The 23,837-nt window shown below is 58.6% G+C and carries 28 protein-coding genes; 9 read left to right on the plus strand and 19 right to left on the minus strand.

Annotated elements, in window-relative coordinates; genetic code table 11:
- Positions 1 to 86 precede the first annotated feature (86 nt).
- Positions 87 to 1,025: an N-acetyl-gamma-glutamyl-phosphate reductase gene (argC, locus tag IPJ12_18585; protein ID MBK7649102.1), complete on the plus strand. Its 939-nt coding sequence runs from the start codon at positions 87 to 89 to the stop codon at positions 1,023 to 1,025.
- Between the two features lie 204 nt (positions 1,026 to 1,229).
- Here argC and ccoG read toward each other — a convergent pair whose 3' ends face one another.
- Positions 1,230 to 2,633, minus strand: coding sequence for a cytochrome c oxidase accessory protein CcoG (ccoG, locus tag IPJ12_18590; GenBank protein MBK7649103.1), 1,404 nt, complete (start codon positions 2,631 to 2,633; stop codon positions 1,230 to 1,232).
- Between the two features lie 129 nt (positions 2,634 to 2,762).
- On the opposite strand from ccoG, the gene IPJ12_18595 reads away from it, so the two are divergent.
- Together IPJ12_18595 and IPJ12_18600 are read left to right on the plus strand one after the other, a co-directional pair.
- Positions 2,763 to 3,242, plus strand: a complete 480-nt coding sequence (locus IPJ12_18595; GenBank protein ID MBK7649104.1) for an Rrf2 family transcriptional regulator — start codon at positions 2,763 to 2,765, stop codon at positions 3,240 to 3,242.
- 248 nt (positions 3,243 to 3,490) lie between these two features.
- Complete coding sequence (locus tag IPJ12_18600; protein ID MBK7649105.1) at positions 3,491 to 4,294, plus strand: PEP-CTERM sorting domain-containing protein; 804 nt, start codon at positions 3,491 to 3,493, stop codon at positions 4,292 to 4,294.
- A gap of 132 nt (positions 4,295 to 4,426) precedes the next feature.
- Here IPJ12_18600 and IPJ12_18605 read toward each other — a convergent pair whose 3' ends face one another.
- Genes IPJ12_18605 through IPJ12_18620 form a run of 4 tightly spaced genes read right to left on the minus strand, consistent with a single transcriptional unit; the run spans position 4,427 to position 8,141 of the window.
- Positions 4,427 to 5,146: a phosphoadenylyl-sulfate reductase gene (locus tag IPJ12_18605; GenBank protein MBK7649106.1), complete on the minus strand. Its 720-nt coding sequence runs from the start codon at positions 5,144 to 5,146 to the stop codon at positions 4,427 to 4,429.
- An 8-nt stretch (positions 5,147 to 5,154) separates the two neighbouring features.
- Entirely contained in the window at positions 5,155 to 5,664 is a 510-nt protein-coding gene (locus IPJ12_18610) for a DUF934 domain-containing protein (GenBank protein MBK7649107.1), read from the minus strand.
- Positions 5,664 to 7,355 carry a nitrite/sulfite reductase gene (locus tag IPJ12_18615; protein ID MBK7649108.1) on the minus strand — a complete coding sequence of 564 codons (1,692 nt, stop codon included), beginning with the start codon at positions 7,353 to 7,355 and terminating at the stop codon, positions 5,664 to 5,666. Before IPJ12_18615 ends, IPJ12_18610 begins: the two co-directional genes overlap by 1 nt.
- Before the next feature lie 9 nt (positions 7,356 to 7,364).
- Complete coding sequence (locus tag IPJ12_18620) at positions 7,365 to 8,141, minus strand: sulfite exporter TauE/SafE family protein (protein MBK7649109.1); 777 nt, start codon at positions 8,139 to 8,141, stop codon at positions 7,365 to 7,367.
- A gap of 81 nt (positions 8,142 to 8,222) precedes the next feature.
- Between IPJ12_18620 and IPJ12_18625 the strand changes: the two genes are divergently transcribed.
- Entirely contained in the window at positions 8,223 to 9,164 is a 942-nt protein-coding gene (locus IPJ12_18625; protein MBK7649110.1) for a CysB family HTH-type transcriptional regulator, read from the plus strand.
- Here IPJ12_18625 and nosD read toward each other — a convergent pair.
- The 6 genes from nosD to IPJ12_18655 all read right to left on the minus strand — a co-directional run bounded on the left by nosD (position 9,155) and on the right by IPJ12_18655 (position 13,850).
- Positions 9,155 to 10,381, minus strand: a complete 1,227-nt coding sequence (nosD, locus tag IPJ12_18630) for a nitrous oxide reductase family maturation protein NosD (protein ID MBK7649111.1) — start codon at positions 10,379 to 10,381, stop codon at positions 9,155 to 9,157. The two genes, IPJ12_18625 and nosD, sit on opposite strands and share 10 nt — an antisense overlap.
- A gap of 72 nt (positions 10,382 to 10,453) precedes the next feature.
- Positions 10,454 to 11,785 carry an HDOD domain-containing protein gene (locus IPJ12_18635; GenBank protein MBK7649112.1) on the minus strand — a complete coding sequence of 444 codons (1,332 nt, stop codon included), beginning with the start codon at positions 11,783 to 11,785 and terminating at the stop codon, positions 10,454 to 10,456.
- Between the two features lie 66 nt (positions 11,786 to 11,851).
- The gene (locus IPJ12_18640) at positions 11,852 to 12,643 is read right to left on the minus strand and encodes a peptidylprolyl isomerase (GenBank protein MBK7649113.1); all 792 of its coding nucleotides are present in this window, start codon (positions 12,641 to 12,643) and stop codon (positions 11,852 to 11,854) included.
- Between the two features lie 33 nt (positions 12,644 to 12,676).
- Positions 12,677 to 12,943, minus strand: a complete 267-nt coding sequence (locus IPJ12_18645) for a BolA family transcriptional regulator (protein MBK7649114.1) — start codon at positions 12,941 to 12,943, stop codon at positions 12,677 to 12,679.
- On the minus strand, positions 12,940 to 13,242 hold the full coding sequence (locus IPJ12_18650) for a YciI family protein (GenBank protein MBK7649115.1): 303 nt from the start codon (positions 13,240 to 13,242) through the stop codon (positions 12,940 to 12,942). The genes IPJ12_18645 and IPJ12_18650 overlap by 4 nt, the downstream gene beginning before the upstream one ends.
- A complete protein-coding gene (locus IPJ12_18655; protein MBK7649116.1) occupies positions 13,242 to 13,850 on the minus strand; it encodes a septation protein A in 609 nt (202 codons plus the stop codon). The genes IPJ12_18650 and IPJ12_18655 overlap by 1 nt, the downstream gene beginning before the upstream one ends.
- A 52-nt stretch (positions 13,851 to 13,902) precedes the next feature.
- Between IPJ12_18655 and IPJ12_18660 the strand changes: the two genes are divergently transcribed.
- Both IPJ12_18660 and IPJ12_18665 read left to right on the plus strand, forming a co-directional pair.
- Positions 13,903 to 14,955: a response regulator gene (locus IPJ12_18660; GenBank protein MBK7649117.1), complete on the plus strand. Its 1,053-nt coding sequence runs from the start codon at positions 13,903 to 13,905 to the stop codon at positions 14,953 to 14,955.
- 51 nt (positions 14,956 to 15,006) lie between these two features.
- Positions 15,007 to 15,345, plus strand: a complete 339-nt coding sequence (locus IPJ12_18665; GenBank protein MBK7649118.1) for an Hpt domain-containing protein — start codon at positions 15,007 to 15,009, stop codon at positions 15,343 to 15,345.
- On the opposite strand, the gene bioD is transcribed toward IPJ12_18665, so the two are convergent.
- The 8 genes from bioD to IPJ12_18705 all read right to left on the minus strand — a co-directional run bounded on the left by bioD (position 15,331) and on the right by IPJ12_18705 (position 21,958).
- Positions 15,331 to 15,996 (minus strand): dethiobiotin synthase, encoded by a 666-nt coding sequence (gene bioD / locus IPJ12_18670; GenBank protein ID MBK7649119.1) that lies wholly within the window; start codon positions 15,994 to 15,996, stop codon positions 15,331 to 15,333. The genes IPJ12_18665 and bioD overlap by 15 nt on opposite strands.
- Positions 15,993 to 16,754, minus strand: a complete 762-nt coding sequence (bioC, locus tag IPJ12_18675) for a malonyl-ACP O-methyltransferase BioC (GenBank protein MBK7649120.1) — start codon at positions 16,752 to 16,754, stop codon at positions 15,993 to 15,995. Before bioC ends, bioD begins: the two co-directional genes overlap by 4 nt.
- Positions 16,747 to 17,460, minus strand: coding sequence for an alpha/beta fold hydrolase (locus IPJ12_18680; protein ID MBK7649121.1), 714 nt, complete (start codon positions 17,458 to 17,460; stop codon positions 16,747 to 16,749). The genes bioC and IPJ12_18680 overlap by 8 nt, the downstream gene beginning before the upstream one ends.
- Positions 17,457 to 18,644 (minus strand): 8-amino-7-oxononanoate synthase, encoded by a 1,188-nt coding sequence (gene bioF, locus IPJ12_18685; protein ID MBK7649122.1) that lies wholly within the window; start codon positions 18,642 to 18,644, stop codon positions 17,457 to 17,459. The genes IPJ12_18680 and bioF overlap by 4 nt, the downstream gene beginning before the upstream one ends.
- The gene (locus IPJ12_18690) at positions 18,641 to 18,970 is read right to left on the minus strand and encodes a type II toxin-antitoxin system RelE/ParE family toxin (protein MBK7649123.1); all 330 of its coding nucleotides are present in this window, start codon (positions 18,968 to 18,970) and stop codon (positions 18,641 to 18,643) included. Before IPJ12_18690 ends, bioF begins: the two co-directional genes overlap by 4 nt.
- Positions 18,967 to 19,206 (minus strand): type II toxin-antitoxin system ParD family antitoxin, encoded by a 240-nt coding sequence (locus IPJ12_18695; GenBank protein MBK7649124.1) that lies wholly within the window; start codon positions 19,204 to 19,206, stop codon positions 18,967 to 18,969. Before IPJ12_18695 ends, IPJ12_18690 begins: the two co-directional genes overlap by 4 nt.
- Positions 19,207 to 19,439: 233 nt before the next feature.
- Complete coding sequence (locus tag IPJ12_18700) at positions 19,440 to 20,786, minus strand: adenosylmethionine--8-amino-7-oxononanoate transaminase (GenBank protein ID MBK7649125.1); 1,347 nt, start codon at positions 20,784 to 20,786, stop codon at positions 19,440 to 19,442.
- A complete protein-coding gene (locus IPJ12_18705) occupies positions 20,786 to 21,958 on the minus strand; it encodes a DUF2863 family protein (protein MBK7649126.1) in 1,173 nt (390 codons plus the stop codon). The genes IPJ12_18700 and IPJ12_18705 overlap by 1 nt, the downstream gene beginning before the upstream one ends.
- 175 nt (positions 21,959 to 22,133) lie before the next feature.
- On the opposite strand from IPJ12_18705, the gene IPJ12_18710 reads away from it, so the two are divergent.
- From IPJ12_18710 to IPJ12_18720, 3 genes are read left to right on the plus strand one after another with little or no spacing between them, the layout of a single operon-like run.
- Positions 22,134 to 22,685: a YbhB/YbcL family Raf kinase inhibitor-like protein gene (locus IPJ12_18710; GenBank protein MBK7649127.1), complete on the plus strand. Its 552-nt coding sequence runs from the start codon at positions 22,134 to 22,136 to the stop codon at positions 22,683 to 22,685.
- A 37-nt stretch (positions 22,686 to 22,722) separates the two neighbouring features.
- Entirely contained in the window at positions 22,723 to 22,971 is a 249-nt protein-coding gene (locus IPJ12_18715; GenBank protein ID MBK7649128.1) for a DUF1272 domain-containing protein, read from the plus strand.
- A gap of 46 nt (positions 22,972 to 23,017) precedes the next feature.
- A complete protein-coding gene (locus IPJ12_18720; protein MBK7649129.1) occupies positions 23,018 to 23,830 on the plus strand; it encodes a helix-turn-helix transcriptional regulator in 813 nt (270 codons plus the stop codon).
- Positions 23,831 to 23,837 lie beyond the last annotated feature (7 nt).

Raw genomic sequence — 23,837 nt, forward strand, 5'->3', positions numbered from 1 at the left:
TTTCGGCACCACATCATCGCATTCGCGAAAAAGTCATGGTTTTCTGCCAGAATTGAGCCCTTTAACAACATCAATCCGGATTTCAGATGACCTATAAAGTCTTTGTCGATGGCCAGGAAGGCACTACTGGCCTGCAGATCAACGAATACCTTGCAAAGCGCGCCGATGTCGCGCTGCTCAAGATCGACAGCGACAAGCGCAAGGATCTTGTTGAACGCAAACGCTTGATCAATGAATCCGATGTGACTTTTCTGTGTTTGCCTGATGATGCAGCCAAGGAATCGGTCAGCCTGGTCGACAATCCTGATACCTGCATCATCGATGCGTCGACAGCTCACCGCATCAATCCGGATTGGACTTTCGGCCTGCCGGAGCTGGCGGCTGATCAGCGCGCCAAAATTCGCGCTTCCAAGCGCATCGCCAATCCGGGCTGCCATGCTAGCGCCTTCATCCTGGCGCTCAAACCGCTGGTGGCAGCCGGCCTGCTGCCGGCTGCCACCCAGATTGCCGCCAATTCCATTACCGGCTACTCAGGCGGTGGCAAGAAGATGATCGAGCAATATCAAAGCCCGGCACGCATTGACGCCCCGCGTCCATACGCGCTCAACCTGGCACACAAGCATTTGCCGGAAATGTCGGCTTATACCGGGTTGACCGTGGCACCCATCTTCCAGCCCATCGTTGGTCCTTTCTACAAGGGGCTGGCGGTCACGGCTTTCCTGCATCCGCAGCAGTTCAGCCGCAAGGCGACGCCGGCAGATGTCCAGAAGCTGCTGGCCGACTATTACGCGGGCGAAGCCTTTATTCGCGTTGCGCCGCTTGATCTGGAGGCCAACACCGACGGTGGTTTTTTCAACGTTGAAGCCACGAATGACACCAACCGCGTCGATCTGTTCGTCTTTGGCAACGATGAACGCATGCTGGTGGTCGGGCGGTTGGACAACCTCGGCAAGGGCGCATCCGGCGCGGCGGTGCAGGCGATGAACGTGCATCTCGGCGTCGAGGAAAGCCTTGGTCTGGTTTGAGGCTGCTGGCGCGGCTTGCGTCCGAATCTTGCCGTATGCCGGAATTCAACTCATGGATAACTTTCCCGGCTGACTGAATGAACGGCTGGCGCCAAGGTGCTGCCAGCCGTTCATGCGACGCATTTTTTGACTGTACGGGCGGTCATTCGGCGCCCGAACATTTCATTTTGGTTGTTTTTTCCGGTTGACCGCAGTAATCCCGGTTCAGGGCATCCAGAACTTGGAGCTCTCGGTGACGGAGACCTTTTCGTCTGCGACGTCGGTAACATTGAAATGGATCGGTGCTGCGCCGGAACGGGTCGCGCCGGGTTCTGCGCTGATAACAGCGGTCTGACTGCCGATCTCACCGCCGGGGACAGTGATTTCGTTGTCTCCTTTCAAGCGGGCGCCTTCGACGCCGGCAATGCTGATCCGAAACTTTCGCGTCTGGTCGCCGGTATTCATGATCTGCAGGCGATAGGTGTTCTCGATTGAGCCATCATCCGCTTCCCGCGACAGTACGTTGCGGTCCTTGAGGACATTGACCTTGAGTGGTACGCGGGTAGCCAGCGACCACGCTGTTGCGCCCGTGAGCAGCAAGAGGATCGTCGTGTAGATGATGACCCGTGGCCGGGCCGCCCGTTTGATGATTTCCAGCGATGAATAACGCATGGTCACTGCGTTTTCCGTTGAATAACGGATCAGTCCGCGCGGGTAATTCATCTTGTCCATGACCTGATCGCAGGCATCGATGCAGGCGGCGCAGCCAATACATTCATTCTGCAATCCGTTTCGAATGTCGATGCCGGTTGGGCAAACCTGGACGCAGATGCCGCAATCGACGCAATCGCCCAGGCCCAGCGCCTTCGGATCGGCCCCCTTGGCTCGCGGGCCGCGGGCATCGCCTCGTTCCGTGTCGTAGGCGATGATCAGCGTGTCGGGGTCGAACATCACGAACTGGAAACGAGCGTAGGGGCAGATCTGGCGACACATCTGGTCGCGCAGGAAGCCGGCGTTGCCGTAGGTGGCAAAGGCGTAAAAGACGACCCAGAAGGATGACCAGGCGCCGGGCGACAGTGAAACAAGGTCATTGACCAGATCGCGAATCGGCATGAAATAGCCTACGAAGGTGATCCCGGTCCACAGTGAAAAGACGAGCCAGGTTGCGTGCTTGGCGCTCTTGATCGCCAGTTTGCGTGCCGACCATGGGGCGGCATCGAGCTTGATGCGCTGCGGTCGTTCGCCCTCGATGACCTTCTCAAACCACAGGAAGATTTCCGTATAGACCGTTTGCGGGCATGTATAGCCGCACCACAATCGTCCGGCGACGGCCGTAAACAGGAAAAGGGTGAAGGCCCCGAGAATCATCAGCAGCACGAGATAAATCGTGTCCTGCGGCCAAAGCACCAGATCGAAAAAATAGAACTTCCGTGTTTCAATGTCGAACAGGATCGCTTGACGGCCATGCCACGGCAGCCAGCACAGGCCGTAGAAAATTATCTGGGTCAGCCAGACAAATATCCAGCGCCAGCGGGTGAATGGGCCGCTGATCGAACGTGGATAAACCTTGGCATCCGGATCGACCACCGGTTTGATTTCAAAGGTCTTTCTTGCGGGCTGTTTGGCCATGACCATTCTGTCTATGAACAGCCATGCAGATTGCACCGCAGACTGGCATAAGATATAAATTAAATGAATCTGGATGCTACCAAGCCAACACGCGATAAGCAATATTTTGAATATATCAATTAGACGATCATGCGACTAAGCACTTTTTCTGATTTCAGCCTCCGTGTCCTGATGTACCTGGGTGTGCAAAAAGACCGTCTGATAACAATCGCCGAGATAGCCGCCGCTCACGATATTTCAAAGAGCCACTTGATGAAGGTGGTGCATCAACTAGGCCGCAGCGGCTATATCGACACCGTGCGCGGCAAGGGCGGCGGAATGCGGCTAGCGCGCGAACCGAAAGAGATCATCATCGGGACAGTCATTCGCCACACTGAAAGCGATTTCACGCTGGCCGAATGCTTTGCCGACAATTCCACCTGCCGGATTCAGGGCGCCTGCTGCCTGCCAGCGATTCTCAATGAAGCCTTGAAGGCCATGTTCCTGGTTCTCGACGGTTACACGCTGGCCGATCTGCTGCGGAATCCTGACGGGCTGAAGCCGCTGGCTGGCTGTGAGCGGAAATTTGGCCAGGGAAAAATGGCGGCTCCAATCAGCATACGAAGCTAACCCCTTCGGCTGGTGCATGCGTACATCGCATGTCGGTGCAACTGTGTCGGGAAAATTTACATTGCGAATTGCCGTCGGCGCGCGAACTAGCGTGAATATTTGGCAACCATTTGATTTGTTATGTTTTATTGAAGACAAATGGGCGGTGGCCTGGAATATGCTTATTTTGCTCATCCGCCAACTTTGTATCAAGTCGACGGCGTAGCGGCAGGGTTCCAACGAACAAGCCTAATTCAAAGGAGTGAAAAATGAATAACTTCAAGGTCGCTCACGCAGCCATTGCTGCGCTCGCGTGTTGCGTCGGCGTCGCCCAGGCAACGCCTTTGGTTACGGACTGGACAGTCACCGACACAGCCACGTTTGTGCCTGCGTCGGTCCAGCCTGGTGGTGGTGGCTTTAACCCGGTTCTGACTAACGGAAACACGCAACTGCATTGGGGTGATGCGGCTCAACAGAGCGGATTGATCATCACCAACTCGGGCGGTTCGATTACTGTACCGACGGGCAGCCTGACATCCACCGTACAGATAACGCACGATAATTTCCCGATTCCCGCAGGAAATTCTCTGACATCGGTCGATATTCTTGCCACGCTCACGCTACAGGCGCTTAACCCTGCCAATGTGGATACGCTTGGACCCACTTCGATAAACTTCGGCGTCCATTTCCTCGAAACAACGAACGAGCCTGGAAATATTTGTGCAGATGGCGGGACAAACCATGTCGGAATTAATATCAATGGTTGTGCCGACATCTTTGTAATCCAGGAGAATTCGCTCAACTTCCCGTTTATCTATGATTCCAACCAGTACTTCCTTAGCTTCTTTGCGAATGGCTTTGGTACGCTCTCCAATGCGGCATGTATAAGCGCGGGTGCAGCGACTGGTTGCCGTGGTTTCGAGACGGCAGAGAATGGTAGTACGACGGCCGATTTCAAGCTCCTGATTACCTCGACACCGTTCCAAGTTCCTGAACCAGGCTCTTTGGCGCTGATTGGAGGGGCACTGGCGGCAATGGCTTGGATTGGTCGTCGCAAACAGCTGCCAGTTTGAATAGTGTGCGCGCCGGGGCCTGAATGGGCTCTGGTGGCGTTGGTTTCTGATTAACTGGTGTTGCGACACAGTCGAATAAAAGGCCGCTCCGGTAAAATTACCGGAGCGGCCTTTTTCTCTCGTGGAACCGAATCAGCTTTTTACGTGCAGCCCGCATTCCTTGGTGTCGGGGTTTTCCCACCACCAGCGGCCGGCGCGGACGTCTTCGCCCGGCGAGATGGCTCGGGTGCAGGGGGCGCAGCCGATGCTGGGGTAGAACTTGTCGTGCAGGGCGTTGTAGGGGACGCCGTTCTGCTTGATGTAGGTCCAGACTTCCTTCTCGGTCCAGTCTGACAAGGGATTGAATTTTTCCAGGCCGTTGCCGTCATCGTACTCGCGGAACGGCAGGCCGCCGCGCGTGGTGGCTTGCTGGGCGCGCAGGCCGGTGATCCAGGCGCATTTGCCGGCAAGGGCGCGTTTGAGTGGCTCTACCTTGCGGGCGTGGCAGCAGGCCTTGCGCAGCGTGACGGAGTCGTAGAAGCCGTTGATGCCTTGGTTACGCACGAAGGATTCAACGGCTTCCGCCTGCGGGAAGTAAATTTTCAATTTCAGCCCATATTCCTTGTCGACCGCGGCAATCAAGTCGTAGGTTTCGAGCGGCAGGCGACCGGTGTCCAGACTGAAGATTTCGATGGGCAGCTTGGCTTTGACGATCAGGTCGGTCAGCACCATGTCTTCGGCACCGAGGCTGTTGGCGAAGGTGGCCGGTGACCAGTTGGCGGCAATGTCGGCGAGCAGCGCGCTGACCGCCTGGGTCTTGGTCGCGACGCTGGCGGTGAGTTCGGGGGTGATATTGAGCAGGCTTGGTGACATTCAGCGTCCTAGGCGCGACGGCGGAAATAGGGTTGGGGCTCGGTGGTCGAGGTCTGATAGGCATCGCTGAACGGACTGAAGCCGGCTTCGATGGCGTACAGCGCATTCTTGTCATCCTTCAGGGCGTAACTGTCGAAGCCGACACGCTGCATGAAGAAAAGCTGGTCGTGCAGCACATCGCCGACGGCGCGCAACTCGCCTTGGTACTGGTAGCGCTGGCGAAGCAGGCTGGCCGTCGAGTAGCCACGACCATCGACGAATTTCGGGAAGGCGACGGCGATCACGACGAAATACTCGAGATCGGCAGCCACGTCCTCAACCCGCTCATCCGGTTGCAGCAACAGGCCGATGCGCTTGTGGCAGGAGATGATCTCGGCCTTGCGCGCCTGCCAGACGGCGAGCGGGAAAATGACGTCACCAGCCGGCAGGGCAACGTTTTCCGGCGTTTCGCCTTCAGCGAGTTCGAGCGTCGTCCAGCTATCGACCGCGGCGGTGCCCAGTTTGATCAGTTGCGCCATTATGCAGCCTCCTTTTGTGCAGTCTTTGCCTTGCCATGAGCCCGGCCTTCGTAAACGCGGTTCTTGAACGGGTCGATGCCGATGCGATCAAAGGTGTCGAGGAAGCGCTCGTCGGCGTGACGAGTTTCTAAGTAAACCTTGATGATTTTGTCGACGACATCCGGCATTTCGCCAGCGGCGAACGAAGGGCCGATGACTTTGCCGAGCTTGGCGTCATTACCTTGACGGCCGCCCAGCGTGACTTGGTAGAACTCGGAATCGTTCTTGTCGACGCCGAGCACGCCGATGTGGCCGACGTGGTGGTGGCCACAGGCGTTCATGCAGCCGGAGATGTTGAGGTCGATTTCGCCGATGTCGAACAGGTAGTCGAGATCGTCGAAACGGGCCTGGATGGCGTTGGCGATGGGGATGGACTTGGCGTTGGCCAGATCACAGAAATCGCCGCCCGGGCAGCAGATGATGCCGGTCAACAGGCCGGTGTTGGGCGTGGCGACGCCGGCGTCCTTGGCCTTCAGCCAGACTTCATGCAGCTCGGATAGTTTGACGTCGGCCAGGATGATGTTCTGCTCGTGGCTGATGCGCAGTTCGCCAAAGCTGTACTGGTCGGCGAGGTCGGCCACCGCTTCCATCTGCTCAGAAGTGATGTCACCCGGGGCAATGCCGGGCTTTTTCAGCGACAGGGTGACGGCGGTATAGCCTGGTACCTGGTGTGGGTGAGTGCTGCGGTCAACCCAGTTTTTGAACGATTTTTCAAAAGCCAGCTTTTCGGTCAGACCAGCATCACTGGCGCCGAGTGTTTCGTAGGGCGGGGCGGTGAAATGCGCTGCGACACGGTCGAATTCGGCCTGCGTGATGGTGGCCGGGCCGTCTTTGATATGCGCCCATTCTTCTTCGACCAGCTGGGTGAAAGCTTCGACGCCGAGCGCCTGGACGAGAATCTTGATGCGCGCCTTGTAGGCGTTGTCACGGCGACCCTGGCGGTTATAAACGCGGAGGACGGCCTCGCAATAGGTCAGGATGTGCTGCCAGGGCAGAAATTCACGGACGATCTGGCCGCGGATCGGCGTCCGGCCAAGGCCCCCACCAACGATGACGCGGAAGCCGACTTCGCCATTTTGCTCTTGCAGATGCAGGCCAATGTCGTGGAACCAGGTGACGGCACGGTCTTCCTTCGTGCCGGAAATGGCGATCTTGAACTTGCGCGGCAGGAAAGCGAATTCCGGGTGGAAGGTCGTCCACTGGCGGAGGATTTCGGCCAGCGGGCGCGGGTCGATCACTTCGTCGGCAGCGACACCGGCGAACTGGTCGGTCGTGATGTTGCGCATGCAGTTGCCGGAAGTCTGGATGGCGTGCATCTCGACTTCGGCCAGCTCGGCAAGAATCTCCGGCACATCCTCGACCTTTGGCCAGTTCAGCTGAAGATTGTGGCGTGTCGTGAAATGGCCATAGCCCCGGTCGTATTTGCGGGCAACGTGGCCCAGCTTGCGCAGCTGGGCGGAACTCATCATCCCGTAAGGCACGGCGATGCGGAACATTGGCGCATGGCGCTGGATATACAGGCCGTTCTGCAGGCGCAGCGGACGGAATTCGTCATCGGCCAGTTCGCCGGCTTTCCAGCGGCGGACCTGATCGCGGAACTGGTCGACACGCTCATTGATCAGCTGGCGGTCGATAGCATCGTATTTGTACATGAAACGTCCTTAGGCAAAAACCAGCTTGGTACCGATCAGCACCAGCATGGAGGCCAGAATGCGGCGCAGGATATGCTCCGGCACTTTGGCGGAAACTTGGGTACCCAGCCAAATGCCGGGTATCGAACCGAGAAGCAGGCTGCCGAGCAGCGGCCAGTCAACCCCGCCCAGCATCCAGTGACCCAGCCCGGCGACCAGGGTCAGCGGCACGGCGTGGGCAACATCCGATCCGACAATGCGGACCGTGGAAAGTTTGGGATAGAGGAAAAACAATGCCGCAACGCCAAGTGCGCCGGCACCGACGGACGAGATGGTGACCAGCACGCCGAGTATGGCGCCGACGGCGACCGTGATTTTGCCCAGGCAGCAGCGGCGTAGTGCGGAATCTTCGTGTTTTCCGGCATATTCGCGCAGCTTGCGGCCGAAAAGGATGGCTACCGCAGTCAGCAGCAGCGCGAAACCGAGTCCGTTCGAAATCACCTGACCGATGACATTGCTCCCCTTCGGCATCTGGGAGAGGATCCAGACCGTGATGGCAGCAGCAGGAATGCTACCCATGGCAAGCCGGCTGGTAATCGACCAGTCAATGTGGCCTTTTCTGCCATGCGCCACCGTGCCGCCCGCCTTGGTCATCGCCGCGTAAAGCAGGTCGGTGCCGACAGCCGTAGCTGGCGGGACGCCGAAGAGCAGCACGAGCAGCGGCGTCATTAGCGAGCCGCCGCCAACGCCCGTCAGGCCAACAATGGCCCCGACGCCGAAGCCGGAAAGGGTGTAAAGATAATCCATGGAAGGCATGCTAACAGCGGCTATTTGAATCAAAAAGAATATTGAGTTAGATTGTTATATCGTTCTGTTATTAAGCGTGCCATGAAACTCCAGCAACTTCGGTACATCGTCGAAATTCAGCGTCAGGGATTGAATGTCTCCGAGGCAGCGGAATCCCTGTATACCTCACAGCCTGGCATCTCAAAGCAGGTCAAGCTGCTTGAAGACGAACTCGGGATTTCCATTTTCGAGCGTAGCGGCAAACGCTTTACCGGTGTCACCGAGCCGGGGAAAGCAGTGCTGGCCATCGCCGAGCGAATTCTGCGCGAGGCCGAAAATCTGAAGCGGGCGAGCAGTGAATTTGCCAGTGGCGATAGCGGCCGCCTTGTCCTGGCGGCCACCCATACTCAGGCGCGTTACGCGCTACCGCTCGTGGTGCGTGATTTCGTCGCACAACACCCGGATGTCAAGCTTGAGATGCATCAGGGCAATCCGATCCAGATTGCCGAATGGGTGGTCGCCGGCGAAGCTGATATCGGCATCGCCACCGAGTCGCTCGACCAGTATCCGCAATTAATCACGCTGCCGGTGCGCCAATGGACGCATTGCGTGATTGCGCCGGAAGGACATCCGATCCTCAAATCGCAGCCATTGTCGCTGAATGAACTGGCCAAGTGGCCATTGATTACCTACGACACGGCGTTTACTGGTCGATCGCGCATCAATCGCGCATTTGAGCGCATCGGTGTTGAGCCCAATGTTGCGCTGACCGCTCTGGATGCCGACGTGATCAAGACCTACGTCAGCCTGGGTCTCGGCTTGGGCATCATTTCAGCCCTGGCCTTCGATCCTCAGCGCGACACCGGGTTGGCGGCACTGGATGCCGCTCATTTGTTCGAATCCAATACCACTCGACTGGCGCTGCGTCGGGGTACTTACCTGCGCCGTTATGACTACGATTTTATTTCGCTGTTTGCACCGCATCTGTCGAAAAGTGTCGTCGAAATGGCCATCCGGGGCGGCGGAGATGAATATCAGTTGTAGCCTCGCGCCGGCTGCATGCGTGGCGCGGTGTCGCGCAGAATGAGCGACGGCGTCGAGAACGGTGCCAGTTTTTCGAGAAAATCGAGCAGTTCGAGCACTGGCGAATTTCGGAAGAAGGTTGCGCTTGGGGTTTCAATCCAGAGACGGTCGGCATAAACGTGTAGCTCATGCGGCTTGTCGCCGAAACCGTCGCCATCCAGGTCGAAGCCTTCGTAGGTATCCCAGGAGTTGCCCCACCAGGTATCGTTCATCGGATCGCCATCACCGATGATGGTCACTGGCCAAAGATTGCTGCGGAAAGTGTTGTTGATGGCGATATGACCGCCTTTGGCGCCGTAAAAATAAATGCCGGTAATGTTGTGGGCGACCAGATTATTAATGAAGACAATGCGATTGATCGCATCCATCGGAGAATCCGCCATGATGCCGTGGGCGCAATGGATGATTTCATTGCCGACGATCAATGCTGCCGACGTTTCCTTCAGCGCGATGCCTGCACCCGAGGCATCCATGGCGTGCAGGATACGGTTGTTGCGGATGATCAGGCCATCTGAATTGAGCGCGATGATGCCGGTCGAGTTTTTTTCCAGAAGGTTGCGGTCAACCAGACTTCTGTTCGAAAAAAGAAAATTGAAGGCACGTCGACTGTCGCGGATGGTATTGCCGGTATAGCGGTTGTGCGGCGAGTTGCTGACAGTAATATCGCGGATGTGCGCAATGTCGTTGTTCTCGATGCGGTTGCCCATGCTGTACCACAACCTCACGCCATCCCCGCGATCGGCAGAATCTTTGCCACGCGAGCGGATACGGTTATTTCGTACCATGCTGTCCGTGGTCCGGTGCAGTGAAATCCCGAACAGCACATCCTCGATCACGTTGTTTTCAATCAGCAGATTGCTGCCTTCAGTCACCATGATGCCGCCATCAATAGCGTCGTGTGAATCACCGCTGCCGCGCAGGGACAGCCCACGTATCGTGACATGGTCTGCCTTGATGGTGAGTACAGTCCCCTTGCCGCCTGCGTCAATAATGACCTTGCCGTCACCGTCGAGCGTCAATGGTTTTGTGATTATTCCCGGACCGCTATAGATACCGGGCGGCAGGCGCAGGGTGCTTCCCGGTAGTGCGGTGTCGAGCCATGCTTGCAGGCTTTGGTGGGCGTGGACTGGCCACGCAACGTACAGGGCGAGCAGGGCGCAGAATAGACGTAGTGCCATCGGAGCAGATTTAGCCACCAATGGCCTGTTCCGGCCTCAATCTGCATCAATTTTTCTGACGATTTTTGGGGACTATTCCCAGTATTCGGTAACTTCGCTGGCCCAGGCAGTGGCTGCGAGCAGGGCGTGATTGACGCTGTCCGGATCAACACTTGCAGCAAGCGATGCTTTTTCGATTTGCTGCTGGTCTGAATTTTCACTGGCTATGGCTACGCCCAGCAGCGGCGCGTAGGGGCCGCTGTGTTCGAGCAATGCTGTCCTGATGTCGTCGGCCAGCAACATGTCGTCAAGGATGTCGGCCAGAGGCTTGTGCAGCAAGGTGCCCAGGCAAGAAAAAATACCCGTCAGAAATAAAGGGTCGTGCGACTGCCCAGGCATCGCCTGCTCGGCCAGAACCTCCATGAGTCGACCACGCGTCAAGGCGTTTTCAATCATCAGCCAGTCGCCAACATGCGGGTTGCGCACGGAAAATAAAAGTACTGCAAGCCAGCGGCTCAGGCGCTGTCGGCCGAGAATGATCAATGCCTGTTCCAGCGAATCAATCCGATGGTTCAGGGCGAGGGCTGGGGAGTTCAGGTAACGCAGAATGCGAAAGCTGAGTACGGGATCCTGTTTCATCGCTGCGGCAATTTCGGCGATTTCTGCATCGCCCTGAACCAGGCGCAGCAAGTTGAGGAGCTGACCCCTTTGCGGGTCGCCTGGAACTTCGCCGACTAACTCGGGTGGTGAACTGGCAAATTTCCCGTGGAAATTGTTGAAATTCAGTTGGTGGCAGAAGCGATGGTCATCCAGTGTTTCGACATTGAAGGCGACTAGGTGGATGGGGCGCTCAATCCCGCCGGTACGAATGGCTGCCGAAAAACCACGGGCACTTTCAGGTTCATTGGCGGCTATATCGATCGCGGCATAGTCGGCCAGGCGAATGGCTTTGGTGAATGCCGGATTTTTTGGCTGGCGAAAGATACCGACGTGAAAACCACGCAGGAAAAGTTGGTCGATGGCATCGCAGACGATGTCCGATTCGGCATCGGCAGCCAACTGGACAAGAAGAACAATGTTTGTTGTCTTCAAGCGCTCAAGCTCGGGAAGGTCGAGGCTGGAGGAACTGAGCGGGATGAAGGCGAGGCTGGTATTCCAGGCTTCCGGGCTGGCATTCAGCGTATTGATGAGCCGCTTGTCGAAAGTGCGCTGTTGCTCATCGTCGGCATTGGCCAGCAGGGTCGACTGCTGCAGGTAGAAAACATGGCCTGACAGCCGATTGTTGCGATCAAAAACGGCTTCGCGACGAAGGAACTGACCGGTCTTGGCGATGACGACTGGCGCCGACAGTAATTCGGCTTTCGGTGGAGATGTCTCTTCCTGGACGGAATTTCCACCAAAGAGCTTTTTCAGGATGTCTAACAAAAACGTCTCCCCCAAAAACAAAAATGCCCACCATTGGGTGGGCATTCTCGCATGGCAGGCGACGAATTAGTCGACCTTGGCCTTGCCGCGCAATTCTTTGACCAGATTCTCAACCTGCTGCTGGCCAGCGCGCTGTTGCAGTTGCGGCTTGACCTGATCGAACGGCGGCGGGGTCATCGGACGGGAGTCGTCGAGTTGGATGACGTGGTAGCCGAAGTCGGACTTCACCGGGGTCTTGGTGTATTCACCCTTCTTCAATTGGGTCAGTGCATCGCCAAACGGCTTGACGTATGCCTTTGGCGAGCTCCAGCCGAGTTCGCCGCCCTTGTCTTTGGAGCCCGGATCCTTCGATACCTTGGCCAGTTCGGAGAACTTCTCGCCCTTGTCCAGCTTGGCGATGATCGCCTTGGCGTCCTCTTCCTTTTCGACCAGCACGTGGCGGGCCTTGTATTCGGTGTTGCCGAGGTTGTTTTTGATCAGTTCGTACTCGGATTTGAGCTGTGCATCACTGATCGGGTGGGCCTTGACATAGTCTGACAGGAAGGCACGGATCAGCACGGCCTGTTTGGCTAATTCGATCTGTCCCTGGATGTTCGCGCTTTTGTCTAGACCTTTTTTCTTGGCTTCCTGAGCCAGGATTTCACGACGGACGAGTTCTTCCTTGACCGCGTTTTGCAATTCCGGGGAATCCGGAGCGCCCTGGGCTTTCTGCTCGGCGACGAAAGCGTTATAGACGGATTGCGGGATCGGCTGGCCGTTAACGGTGGCGAAAGCCTTGCCCTTGTCGGCAGCAAGAGCCGGGGCGGAAACAATGGCGCCGGCGATAAGCAGAGCGGCCAAACGGGAGAGCTTGAGCATGTATCTATCCTTGGGTAAAGGGAATAACAAAAATTATACTTCGCCGGGTACTTCGGCTCGGATGCTGAGCGCATGAATCTGTCCGCGCATCAAGTCACCTGCCGCATCATAAATCATGCGGTGACGGGCAATAGTACTTTTACCGGCAAATGCCTGTGCAACAATTTGTAACTGGTAGTGGCCGCCGTCGCGTGCGCCGGCGTGGCCGGCGTGGCGATGTGAGTCATCGACGATGACGACCGTTTCTGGTTGCAGCAGGGCCAGTCGCTGCCTTAGCAGTTCTATGGTTTCCGAACTCACGCCGGCAGGACTTTCTTGAAAGGCTTGATGACGACCTTTTCATAGACCCCGGCAGCAATGTAGGGGTCGGCGTCAGCCCAGGCCTGCGCGATCGCCAGCGAGGCGAACTCGGCAATGATGATGCTGCCCGAGAAGCCGGCCGGGCCGGGGTCGGGGGAGTCGATGGCCGGACATGGGCCGGCCAGGATCAGTCGGGCTTCGGCTTGCAGAGCCTGCAGGCGCTCGACGTGTGCAGGGCGGGCAGCCATGCGCCTTTCAAGTGTGCCGGCCTTGTCTTCGGCAATGATGGCGTACAGCATTACTTTTCTTCCTCAACATATTTGGACAGCAGCATGCCTTGGCCGAGCACGAAAACAAGCATCAGGCCCATACCGCCGAACAGTTTGAAATTGACCCAGGTATCGGTCGAAAAATTGAAGGCGATGAGTAGATTCAACACCCCCATCACCACAAAGAAGGCAATCCACGCCAGATTGAGCTTGGCCCAGATGGGTTCGGGCAGGGTCAGTTGTTCGCCGAGCATGGCCTTGATCGGATTTTTTTTGAGGATCAGCGCGCTGAATGCCATGCTGCCGGCAAAAACCCAATAAAGAATGGTGGGCTTCCATTTGATGAAGGCTTCGTTCTGGAAGGCCAGTGTCAGGCCGCCGAAGACGACAACCAGTATGAGACTGACCCAGAGCATTTTGTCGACCTTGCCGTGACGGAGCTGCACCCAGATGATCTGGGCGACCGTGGCAGCGATAACGACGACGGTGGCTAGCAGAATCGGCGCCAGCTTGATGTCGTCGGGGACGAAGCCAAGCAGTGAGCCCATCCAGCTGGACGCGAGTTCGGGATTCTTTTCCGTGTACTTGAAAGTGGCGAAAAAGAGGATGACAGGGAAGAGGTCGAAGAGCAGTTTCATGGCGGAGCATTATATACTCCCAGAACAAACTGTCCCGCACTCATGAGAGTCTATGCATAACGTCCTGATCATCGATGACAGTGACATCAACCTGACGCTGATCAAGGCGCTGGTGATCAAACTGGGTGACTGTAGCCCGACTATTTTTGATAATCCCCTGGCGGCACTGGCGTGGTGCCGCGAAAACGTGCCTGATCTGGTCATTGTCGATTACATGATGCCGGACATGGATGGCCTGAAATTCATCAGCGCCTTTCGTGCCTTGCATGGGCGCAATGAAATCCCGGTCCTGATGATTACGGCCAATGACCAGAAGGACATTCGCTACGAGGCGCTGCTTGGCGGGGCTAACGACTTCCTGACCAAGCCGATCGATCGGATCGAGTTCTCAGCCCGTGCCCGCAACATGCTGTCGCTGCGCACCGGCCAGAAATTCCTTGCGGATCGTGCCGAGCATCTTTCTTCGCTGGTTGAAGAACGAACTGCCCAAATTCGCGAGCGCGAGAAGGAACTGATTTTCCGTATTTCGCGGGCTGCTGAATTTCGTGATCCAGAAACCGGGGCGCACATCCAGCGCATGGCCCATTACTCGCAGATTATTGCCTTGGGGCTGGATCTCAGCTTGCAGCAACAGAAGCTGATACTCGAAGCGGCGCCGATGCATGATGTGGGCAAGATAGGCATTCCCGATTACATCCTGCTCAAGCCGGGTAAATTGACGCCGGAAGAGTTCGAGGTCATGAAGGGGCATTCAAAGATTGGCTATGAATTGCTCAAGGATAGCCGTTCGGAAATCATGCGCGCCGGGGCCGAGGTTGCCATTTCGCATCACGAAAAATTCGACGGCACCGGTTATCCGCATGGTTTGAAAGGCAATCAGATTCCCTTGTTTGGTCGTATTGTCGCGGTAGCCGACGTCTTCGATGCATTGACGTCCGAGCGCCCTTACAAGCGGGCGTGGCCATTGGGTGATGCCTGCCAGTTTCTTGAAGACGGGCGCGGCAAGCATTTCGATCCACTGTGCGTGGAAGCTTTTCTCGCTGGCTGGGAGCATGTTCTCGATGTTCGTCAGCGCTTCCGTGACGAAGAAGTCCCCATGATTTAAGTGGTGGCCGGCGCAACAGGGTTGGCGCTGGCAATCTCGATGGAGCATTAAATGGCAGAAGCATTCATCCTTGACCGGGCATCAATTCTTGAGCGATTGGGCGACGACGAGGAGATCTATTCAATGATGGTGGACATGTATCTCGACGATGTTGGCAACAACTGTTCGGCGCTGGTGGCTGCTTTTGAGTCGGGAGATGCCTCGGTCTTGCAACGCGAAGCGCATACCATCAAAGGACTGCTTGCGACTTTTTCGGATGATGCGGGTGCTGCTGATGCAATGCGTCTGGAGTCTCAGGCCAAGCAGGGAAATCTTGCCGGCCTCGGTGATGCAGTTGCCAGTTTGCAGCACCGGCTGCGCGAAGTCGCAACAGCCCTAAGTGTCAGGTAATTGCAGGCATCCGGCGGCGCCGACAGTGCCGCCAGTCGGTTCGTAGGGCACCACACCGAGTAGCGGTGCCGGCAACAGCGACCTTAGCGTCGCCAGGTTTTCATCAAAACGTGACATGGCCGGATCGATGCGATTGGCCACCCAGCCCGCTATTTTCAAACCACGTGCGGTGATGGCTTCTGCTGTCAGCAGCGCGTGATTGATGCAGCCAAGCCGCATGCCGATGACGAGGATGACCGGCAGGCCGAGCTTGACGGCCAGATCGGCTGCGCTCTGGTCAATGCCCAGCGGTACGCAAAAACCACCCACGCCTTCGACGATGACAAGATCAGCTTGCTGTCCGGCCTGCTCGCAGCTGACCTTGATCGACTCGTATTCGATGTGTCTGCCTTCTTCGGCGGCGGCAATATGCGGTGCGATGGCAGCCTCGAAGCAATACGGGTTGATGATTTCACGCGGTAATTTGACGTTGCTGGCCGCACGAATGGCTTCGACATCATCGTTCAGTCCGGCAATGTTTGTGCCGGCAGCGACCGGCTTGAGGCCGACAGCCCTCAGGCCGTCAAGCCCGGCGCGGTGGAGTAGGGCGCAGGTGATGTAGGTCTTGCCGATTTCGGTGTCGGTGCCGGTCAGAAAATAGGCGCGAGTCATTTGTTTGCGTAGAGATAGATGACGTCATAGCTCAGCGGCAGGCCGGCCGAGGTACGCAATTGTTCGTAAGCGGCCTCGGCACGCTGAAAATTGTTGCGGCTCATCAGGCTGGTGCGCCGGCCATCGCCAAGCTGGTTGGCGCCAATGGCCTTGACGGCTCGGAGCAGCGTTTTGAAGTCGGCATAATGTGCGATTTTTGTGCTTTTTTTCGTGTTGACCGCAGTAAACCCGAGATTGGTCGCAATTTTCCGGATTTCATTTTCGCTGTGAAAATTGAGCGTGTGACGATAGTCATCAACCTCGGCAAAAGCGTGGCGCATCTCATGGAAGGTGGCTGGACCCAGGCTGGCGACGGCGACGAGACCGTTCGGGCGCAGCGCTCGGTGCGCTTCGCGCAGGGCGATGTGCAGGTCGCACCACTGGACGGCAAGGCTGGACCAATAGAAATCAATGCTGGCGTCGGCCAGCGGCAGGTGTTCCAGATCGCCCGCGATGCGGCAGCAGGGGGCTGCGATCCGGTGCAGCATGGCGGGCGACAGGTCGAGCCCGATGGCATGCACATCCGGATAGCGCGACTGCAGATCGGTTTGCGCATAGCCAGTGCCGCACCCGGCATCGAGAAGGCGGGCCGGGGTGAAATCCGGCAAGCCTTCGGCGAGCTGTGTGCAAATTCGGCGCTGGATGTCGGCCGCGCTGTCGTAAGTCAGGGCGGCGCGCTCGAACGATTGCCGGATGCGAGCCTTGGACGGTCTATTCATTCAGGAAGTCGCGTACCGTGGCCAGGAAATCATCCGGACGTGACATGAAGGGGGCGTGGGCGCAGTCGTCGAAAACGGCCAGTTTTGCACCGGGAATCAAGGCGGCGAGGGCTTCGGCTGCACCTAGCGGCATCAACGGGTCGGCGCCACCGTGGATAAGCAGGGTAGGCGCCTTGACCTGGAGGGCGCTGTCGCGCAGGTCGACGTCGCGCAGCCAGTTGAGGCCGGTGCCGAGCACTTCACCCGCAGGACGTGGATCGGCCAGTTTGAGTAACTCCAGCGTCACCGCCTTGGCATTGGCATCGCCCCGATTGAAACCGCCGACAAAACGCGGCAGCATGGCTTCGACATCGGCGGCAATGCCGGCAGCGAATTCGGCCAGCATGTCCGGCGGCATGGCGTGCGGCCAGCCATCGCGCTGGACGAAAGACGTGGTGCCGGCAACCAGTACCAATTTGCCGACCTTATCCGGATGGCGTGCGGCGATGGCCAGCGCCAGTTGGGCGCCGAGCGACCAGCCTGCAAGTGTCGTTCCCGGTTGCACGCGGGCGGCGATGTCATCAGCGGCTGCGTAAAAATCAGTGATCAGCGGCGCATTGCCGTAGCCGGGCAAATCGAAAATCTGGCCATTTATCGCGTTGACCGCAGCATTCAGCGGTGTGCGTCCCAGGCACCAGCCTGGCAAAAAAACGATTGGTGCGTTCATGCCAATTCCTTCAAGGCAGTGATCAGTTGTGCGATATCTGCTTCGGTGTGAGCGGCAGATACCGAAATGCGCAGCCGTGCCGTGCCTTTTGGTACCGTCGGCGGACGAATCGCCGGGACCCACAAGCCGCGTTCCCACAAGGCTTTGGAGAGCGTCACGGTGGCTTCGTTCTCGCCGACGATCAACGGCTGAATGGTTGTGGCCGAGGCCAGCAATTTTAACGGCAGGCCGGCGAGGCCGTCACGCAACTGGCCGATACGAGCCATCAAATTTGCGCGCAGGGCGTCACCATTCTTGATCAGTTGGAGGCTCTTCGATAGCGCGCAAGCGATGGCCGGTGGCTGAGCGGTGGTGAAAATGTAGCTGCGGCCTTTTTGTAGCAGGTATTCGATGGCCGTCTCCGAGCCGGCGACGAAGGCGCCACCGACGCCGGCAGCCTTGCCCAGGGTGCCCATCAGCAAAATGCGCGGTGAGGCGGGCAGGTTGAAGTGGCCGAGGCTGCCCTTGCCGTGCGGGCCGAGGACGCCAAAACCATGGGCGTCGTCGATGACCAGCCATGCGTCGTAACGCTCGGCCAGGGCGAAGATCAGCGGCAGCGGCGCAAGGTCGCCATCCATGCTGAACACGGCGTCGGTGACGATGAGCTTGTGCGCGGCAGTACTGGCGGCGAGCATGGTTTCCAGTACTGCCACATCGTTATGAGGGTAGCGCAGAACGTCGGCACCGTTGGCCTTGGCCTGCTGCATGGCGTCGATCAGCGAGGCATGGTTCAGCTTGTCGGCAAAGACTGCATCACCGCGCCCGGCCAGTGTTGGTGTGACAGCTAGGTTGGCCAGATAGCCGGTGGAGAAGGTCAGCGCACGCGGAAAACCGGTGAAGTCGGCGATTTCCTTTTCCAGCGCGTCATGCGGCGCCAGATGACCGCTGACCAGATGCGAAGCACCGCTGCCGGCCCCCCATTGCATGGCGCCTTCGGCCAGCGCTTGGGCGATCTCGTCATTGCCGGCCAGCCCGAGGTAATCGTTACTGGCGAAATTCAGCACGTTTTTGCCGTCGACCGTGGCAATTCGGCCGCAAGGTGCTTCCAGCACACGGCGGCGGCGGGTCTGGCCGGCAGTTTCGAGCTCCTGTAAGTGCGCGACAAGTTCGGCGGTCAGGCGGTCTTCAAGCGGATAGGTGGTCATGGGGTAATATTTTCCTGCAGCCAGGCGGGAATGTCGCGTTTTGCATTGAGTACGCGCCAGATGTCGATATGCGTGCCCTGCTCGACATAAAAAACGAGGTAGGGATAGCGTTTGAGCGGCCAGAAATGCAGGCCGGGAAGGTTCAGTTCGTGAGCATATTGAATGGCGCCTGTCGAGGGGTGGCGGGCGATGTGCGCGTAGGCTTGTTCCAGCGTGTCGATGAAGCCGAGGGCTGCGGTTTCAGAGTCTTCGCCCAGATAGTAGGCAAGCGTTTCGTCAATGTCCCGATTGGCCTGTTCGCGCGGGATGACCTGCTTGGTCCTCACCGCCCGGTTTGCTGAGCCACGTGTGCGCGCAGGCTGGTGAAATAGGCTGCATCAGCCGGGGCTGCCGGCGCCGAAGCTGCGCCAGCCAGCAACAGCCCACGCAACTGCAGGCGATCCTGATCTCTGCGAATCAGCTCGCGAACATACTCGCTACTGGTGCCATAACCGCGTTGGCTGACCTGATCGTCGACGAAGGTTTTCAGCGAATCGGGTAGAGAAATATTCATCGTGCTCATGGGTATATCGTAGATGGCTTGGCAAAAATTGGCAAGGTTGGCGCGGCGATTCCGATGTTGATGCGCTCTATGATTGGCAAAGATGCAGGCGCGAATGCAGTCGTGCGTAAGGCCGAACTGAACTTCAATAGGGTCCACAGGCTTCATTATGAAGATTGATTCATAAGGAGAAAGATTTTGACAGAGCGCTTGTGGCTAAACTGAGAAAGTCGTAGCAATTTAGTGGCAGTGGGTTATTTGATGAGCGAGTCAGTCAGCGCACTCTTGATTGCGGCGCCAAGATGTTCAATTTCCTCATCACTGACGATATACGGCGGCATCAAATAAACCGTGTTGCCGATCGGCCGGATCAGGGCTTCGCGTTCCAGCGCGGCGCGGTAGAACTTGCGGGAGAAATAGGGGTCGTTGGTGGTGACATCGAAGGCGGCGATCATGCCGCGCTGGCGTAGGTGTTTTACTTGCGGGTGATCAGCTAGCGGGGCGAGGGCGGATTCGATTTTTTGCGCTTTTTTCCGGTTGACCGTGAGAACGTCGTCGGACGCGAAAATATCGAGTGTGGCGAGGGCGGCGCGGCAGGCCAGCGCATTGCCGGTGTAGGAGTGCGAGTGCAGGAAGGCGCGGGTGACGGAGTCGTCGAGGAAGGCGTTGTAGATGGTGTCGCTGCTGAGGACGATGGAGAGCGGTAGATAGCCGCCGGAAATGCCTTTTGACAGGCACATCAGGTCTGGCCGTATGTCCGCTTGTTCGTGCGCAAAGAAGGTGCCGGTGCGGCCGCAGCCGACGGCGATTTCGTCGCAGATCAGGTGGACTTCGTAGCGGTCGCAGAGTTGGCGGGCGAGGCGCAGGTATGCCGGGTCGTACATCGCCATGCCAGCGGCGCCTTGCACCAGCGGTTCGACGATCAGAGCGGCGATTTTTCCTGCGTGTTTTTCGAGGTGGGCTTCCAGCGCGGCGGCAGCCCGACGGGCGACGTCGGCCGGGCTTTCACCGGATTCGGCCAGCCGAAAGTCCGGCGAAGGAATGACCGTCGCGGCCCGCACCAGCGGCGCGTAGGCATCCTTGAAAATGGCGACATCGGTTACTGCCAGTGCTCCCACCGTTTCACCATGGTAGCTGCCAGCAAGGCAGAGGAATTCTGCTTTCTCCGGCCGGCCGATATTGCGCCAGTAGTGAAAGCTCATTTTCAGCGCGATCTCGGTGGCCGAGGCGCCGTCCGAGGCGTAGAAGGCGTGGCCGAGAGCGCCGGCGGTCAGGGCGCTCAAACGCTCGGAAAGTTCGACCACCGGCTGGTGCGTGAAGCCGGCGAGCATGACGTGTTCGAGTGTTTCAAGCTGTTCGCGCAGCGCCGCGTTGATGCGCGGATTGGCGTGGCCGAAAAGGTTGGTCCACCACGAGCTGATGCCGTCGAGGTAGCGCTTGCCGTCGAAGTCGTAGAGCCAGGCGCCGCTGCCACGGGCAATGGGCACCATCGGCAGGTGGGCCGGCGAGGCCGTCTGCGCGTGGTGCTGCATCTGCGTGCAGGGGTGCCAGACGGCTGCCTGGCTGCGGGCCAGCCAGTCCGCGTTCGACGACTGACCCATTAGTGCAGGACTTGTGAGTCGGTGCCGGGTTGGTCTGGCATTTCGGCGTGGGCCAGTTCTGCTTCGCGATTGGGGAAGAGCGGGGCGCCGCAGTCGTCGCAGAATTCCATCGGGAAATGGTGGTCGAGGAAGAGAACTTCCTTGACGCCGGTTTCACGCAGGATGGCTTCGATTTCGCCGGCCGCGTCGGTGGCTTCGTCTTCAGCGCCGAGCAGTGGCCAGACGATGCCGTGGTAAACCTCGTCACCGGTCGTTGGGCCGAGGCTGACACGGTATTCCTCCATCCTGCGGTCGTAGCAGGGGCCGACGACGGCGCGGATGTCGGCTGGCTTCAGGCCGAGCAGGCTGTTCAGGAAAGCGACCGAGGCTTTCAGCGAATAGGGGCGGGACAGGCGGTCGGCATTGCGGCAGGAGGCGTGGTACGAATCCGGCAGCAGCGGTTGCCAGGCGCAGCCGGTGAGCAGCGGTTCCAGGTTGGGGTTGCCCTGCGCGATCCATTCCTTGAGCGCGGTTTCCTTGTTGCCGTCTTTTTCGTTCCAGCGGAACAGCGGCTTGCCGCGCGGGACGGCGATGGTGCCGACGATGTAGCGAACGTCGGACAGGAAGCGGTTGGTTTCAGCCATGCCGGAGGCGTCGACTGGCAGATGCTGGCCGGCCAATGCGGCCTCACCGAGCTGTTTGGTCAGTTGCCAGGTGTCGCAGAAACTGCGCGGCAACTGGTCGGGGCTGAACAGGAAATCGGCCAGCGCCAGGCGGGTGTCGCCACCAAAAACATGGGCGCCGAGGTGAACGGCCAGCGCCTGCAGCGTGTCTTTGGGCAGCGGGCTGGCCGGGATGGAAAAGCGGGACCAGGCGAGGATGGGCGCTGCGAAGAGCTGGATGTCGAATGCCTGGCCATGGGCTTCCAGCCGGTTGGTTTCGGCCCGCGATTCGACCATGTCGGCGAGTTCGTCGTGGCCGCGTGGATTGGCTTCGAACAGGCGGTCGAGCGCGGTATTGATGTCATCCTCGGCGCCGTCTTGCAACAGGCTGTCGACGGCTTCGGCCAGCTTCTCTTCCCAGTAGTGGTCTTCGAGCTTGCCGCCGGATTCGGAAAGGCCGATGGCCAGACGTTGCAGCTCAGCCGCTTCGCGGGAAAGTCGGTCGCGAGAACCAAAGCGGGTGCGTTTCATCGGTGTTCCAGAAAAAGCAAAGATGGAATTTTACCAGCCACAGGGGTGATCCCCCAGTTCGCTGCGAATTTCCGGGGATTGATCGTTCTCCGACGCGCCTTGATCGAATTGCGATAGTGCCGGGTCACGCCTCGCGGCAGACTGGTGCCGTGTTCAATGCTGATGGAGAAATGGAATGACCAACAATCGTTACAGCCTTATTGCGCTGGCCGTGCTGGCTTTTGCGTCGAGCGGGGTTCGCTCGGACGAGTTCAGGGTAGAAGTCGTCGACCAGACTGATGGCCATCTGGCCGCTGAGCAATTCGCCAATGCGTTCGGCTGCACGGGCGGCAATGTCTCGCCGCTGGTCCGATGGTCGGGCGCGCCAGCCGGCACCCAAAGCTATGTGGTGACGATGTACGATCCCGACGCGCCGACTGGTTCCGGCTGGTGGCATTGGACGGTGGCGAATATTCCCGCCGAGGTGCGCGAGTTGCCGGCTGGAGTGGGCAGCGCGAAGGGGCCATTGCCCGCAGGTGCCACAGCGGTGCGCGGCGACGCCGGGAGCGCAGGCTATTTCGGCGCCTGCCCGCCGGTTGGCGAAGTCCATCGTTACGAGATCGCGGTCCATGCACTGAAGGTGGCACATCTCGACTTTCCAGCGGATGCTTCGCCCGCCCTGGTTGGTTACCTGACGCATCTCAATCGCCTGGCAAAGGCAATGACGACGCTGCAGGGCGCTCGCTGATATAGTTTTCATCGACACAATTTTTCGGGAGATGACGATGCTTGAACTGAGACCCAACTGCGAGTGTTGCGACAAGGATCTGCCGCCGGAATCGACGGAGGCACGCATCTGCACGTTCGAGTGCACGTTTTGTGCGAGCTGCGTGGAAACGGTATTGCACGGTATTTGCCCGAATTGCGGCGGCGAGTTTGTGCCACGTCCGCGTCGGCCGCCGGGCAAACTGATTGCCAATCCGGCTTCGACAAAGCGCGTCCATCATCCTGGCGGCTGCCCGAAAAGTCCTTGAAAACGCATTCCTGCGGTCAACCGGAAATTTTGCCCAAAATCGAAAAATGTCTTCGCCCATAGTCTGGCCCGAAAGTACGCCGCACATCCTGCATCGACCCGGCGTGCTGCAGCGGCAGGTGCTGGAATTCCGGCGGCTGTTCATCGAGCAGCCGTTGGTGATCGTCGTCGAGCGCGGTGAAAAGGCCTTGCGCTGGGATGGCGGCGACTGCGTCGTGGGGGCCGGTGAGGTCGTGGCGATTGCCGGTGGCCAGGCGCTGGACATCGAAAACCGGCCGGACGCCGGCATTTACCGTGCCTTCTGGCTGGCCTGGGATGCCTCGCTGCTGGCCCGGCACGCGGCACAACAAACGGTGGCTCGGCCGATCAGCAGGGTTTCGCCGATCCGCCGCCTGCTGCCAGGATTTGTCGAATCGGCCAAGGCAATGATGGCCGCGCTCGACAACGCCGAACTGCCGCAGCCGGTGGCCGCGCACCGGGCGACTGAAATGCTGCACTGGCTCGATGTTTGTGGCTGCAGCTTTGCGCCGCCCGAGGTGGCAAGCGTGGCGCAAAAAGTGCGGCAACTGGTCGCGAGCGATCTGGCCAAGGCGTGGCTGGCGCCAGAAGTCGCATCGCGGCTGGCGATGAGTGAAGCAACCTTGCGCCTACGGTTGGCCGATGAGGGCGTCAGTCTGTCAGCAATCCTGAGCGACGCCCGGCTTTCCTACGCGCTCACTCTGCTGCAAGCGACAACGCAGCCGGTGAGCCAGATTGCGCTTGCCGTCGGCTATCAGTCGCCATCGCATTTGACGATGCGTTTCCGGCGCCGTTTCGGTTTTCCGCTTTCGGCCATCCGGGAGGCCGAACGCCGGGCTTGAGCGGCTT

Source organism: Betaproteobacteria bacterium (assembly GCA_016709965.1).
GTDB classification, from domain to species: Bacteria; Pseudomonadota; Gammaproteobacteria; order Burkholderiales; family Rhodocyclaceae; genus Azonexus; species Azonexus amarohabitans.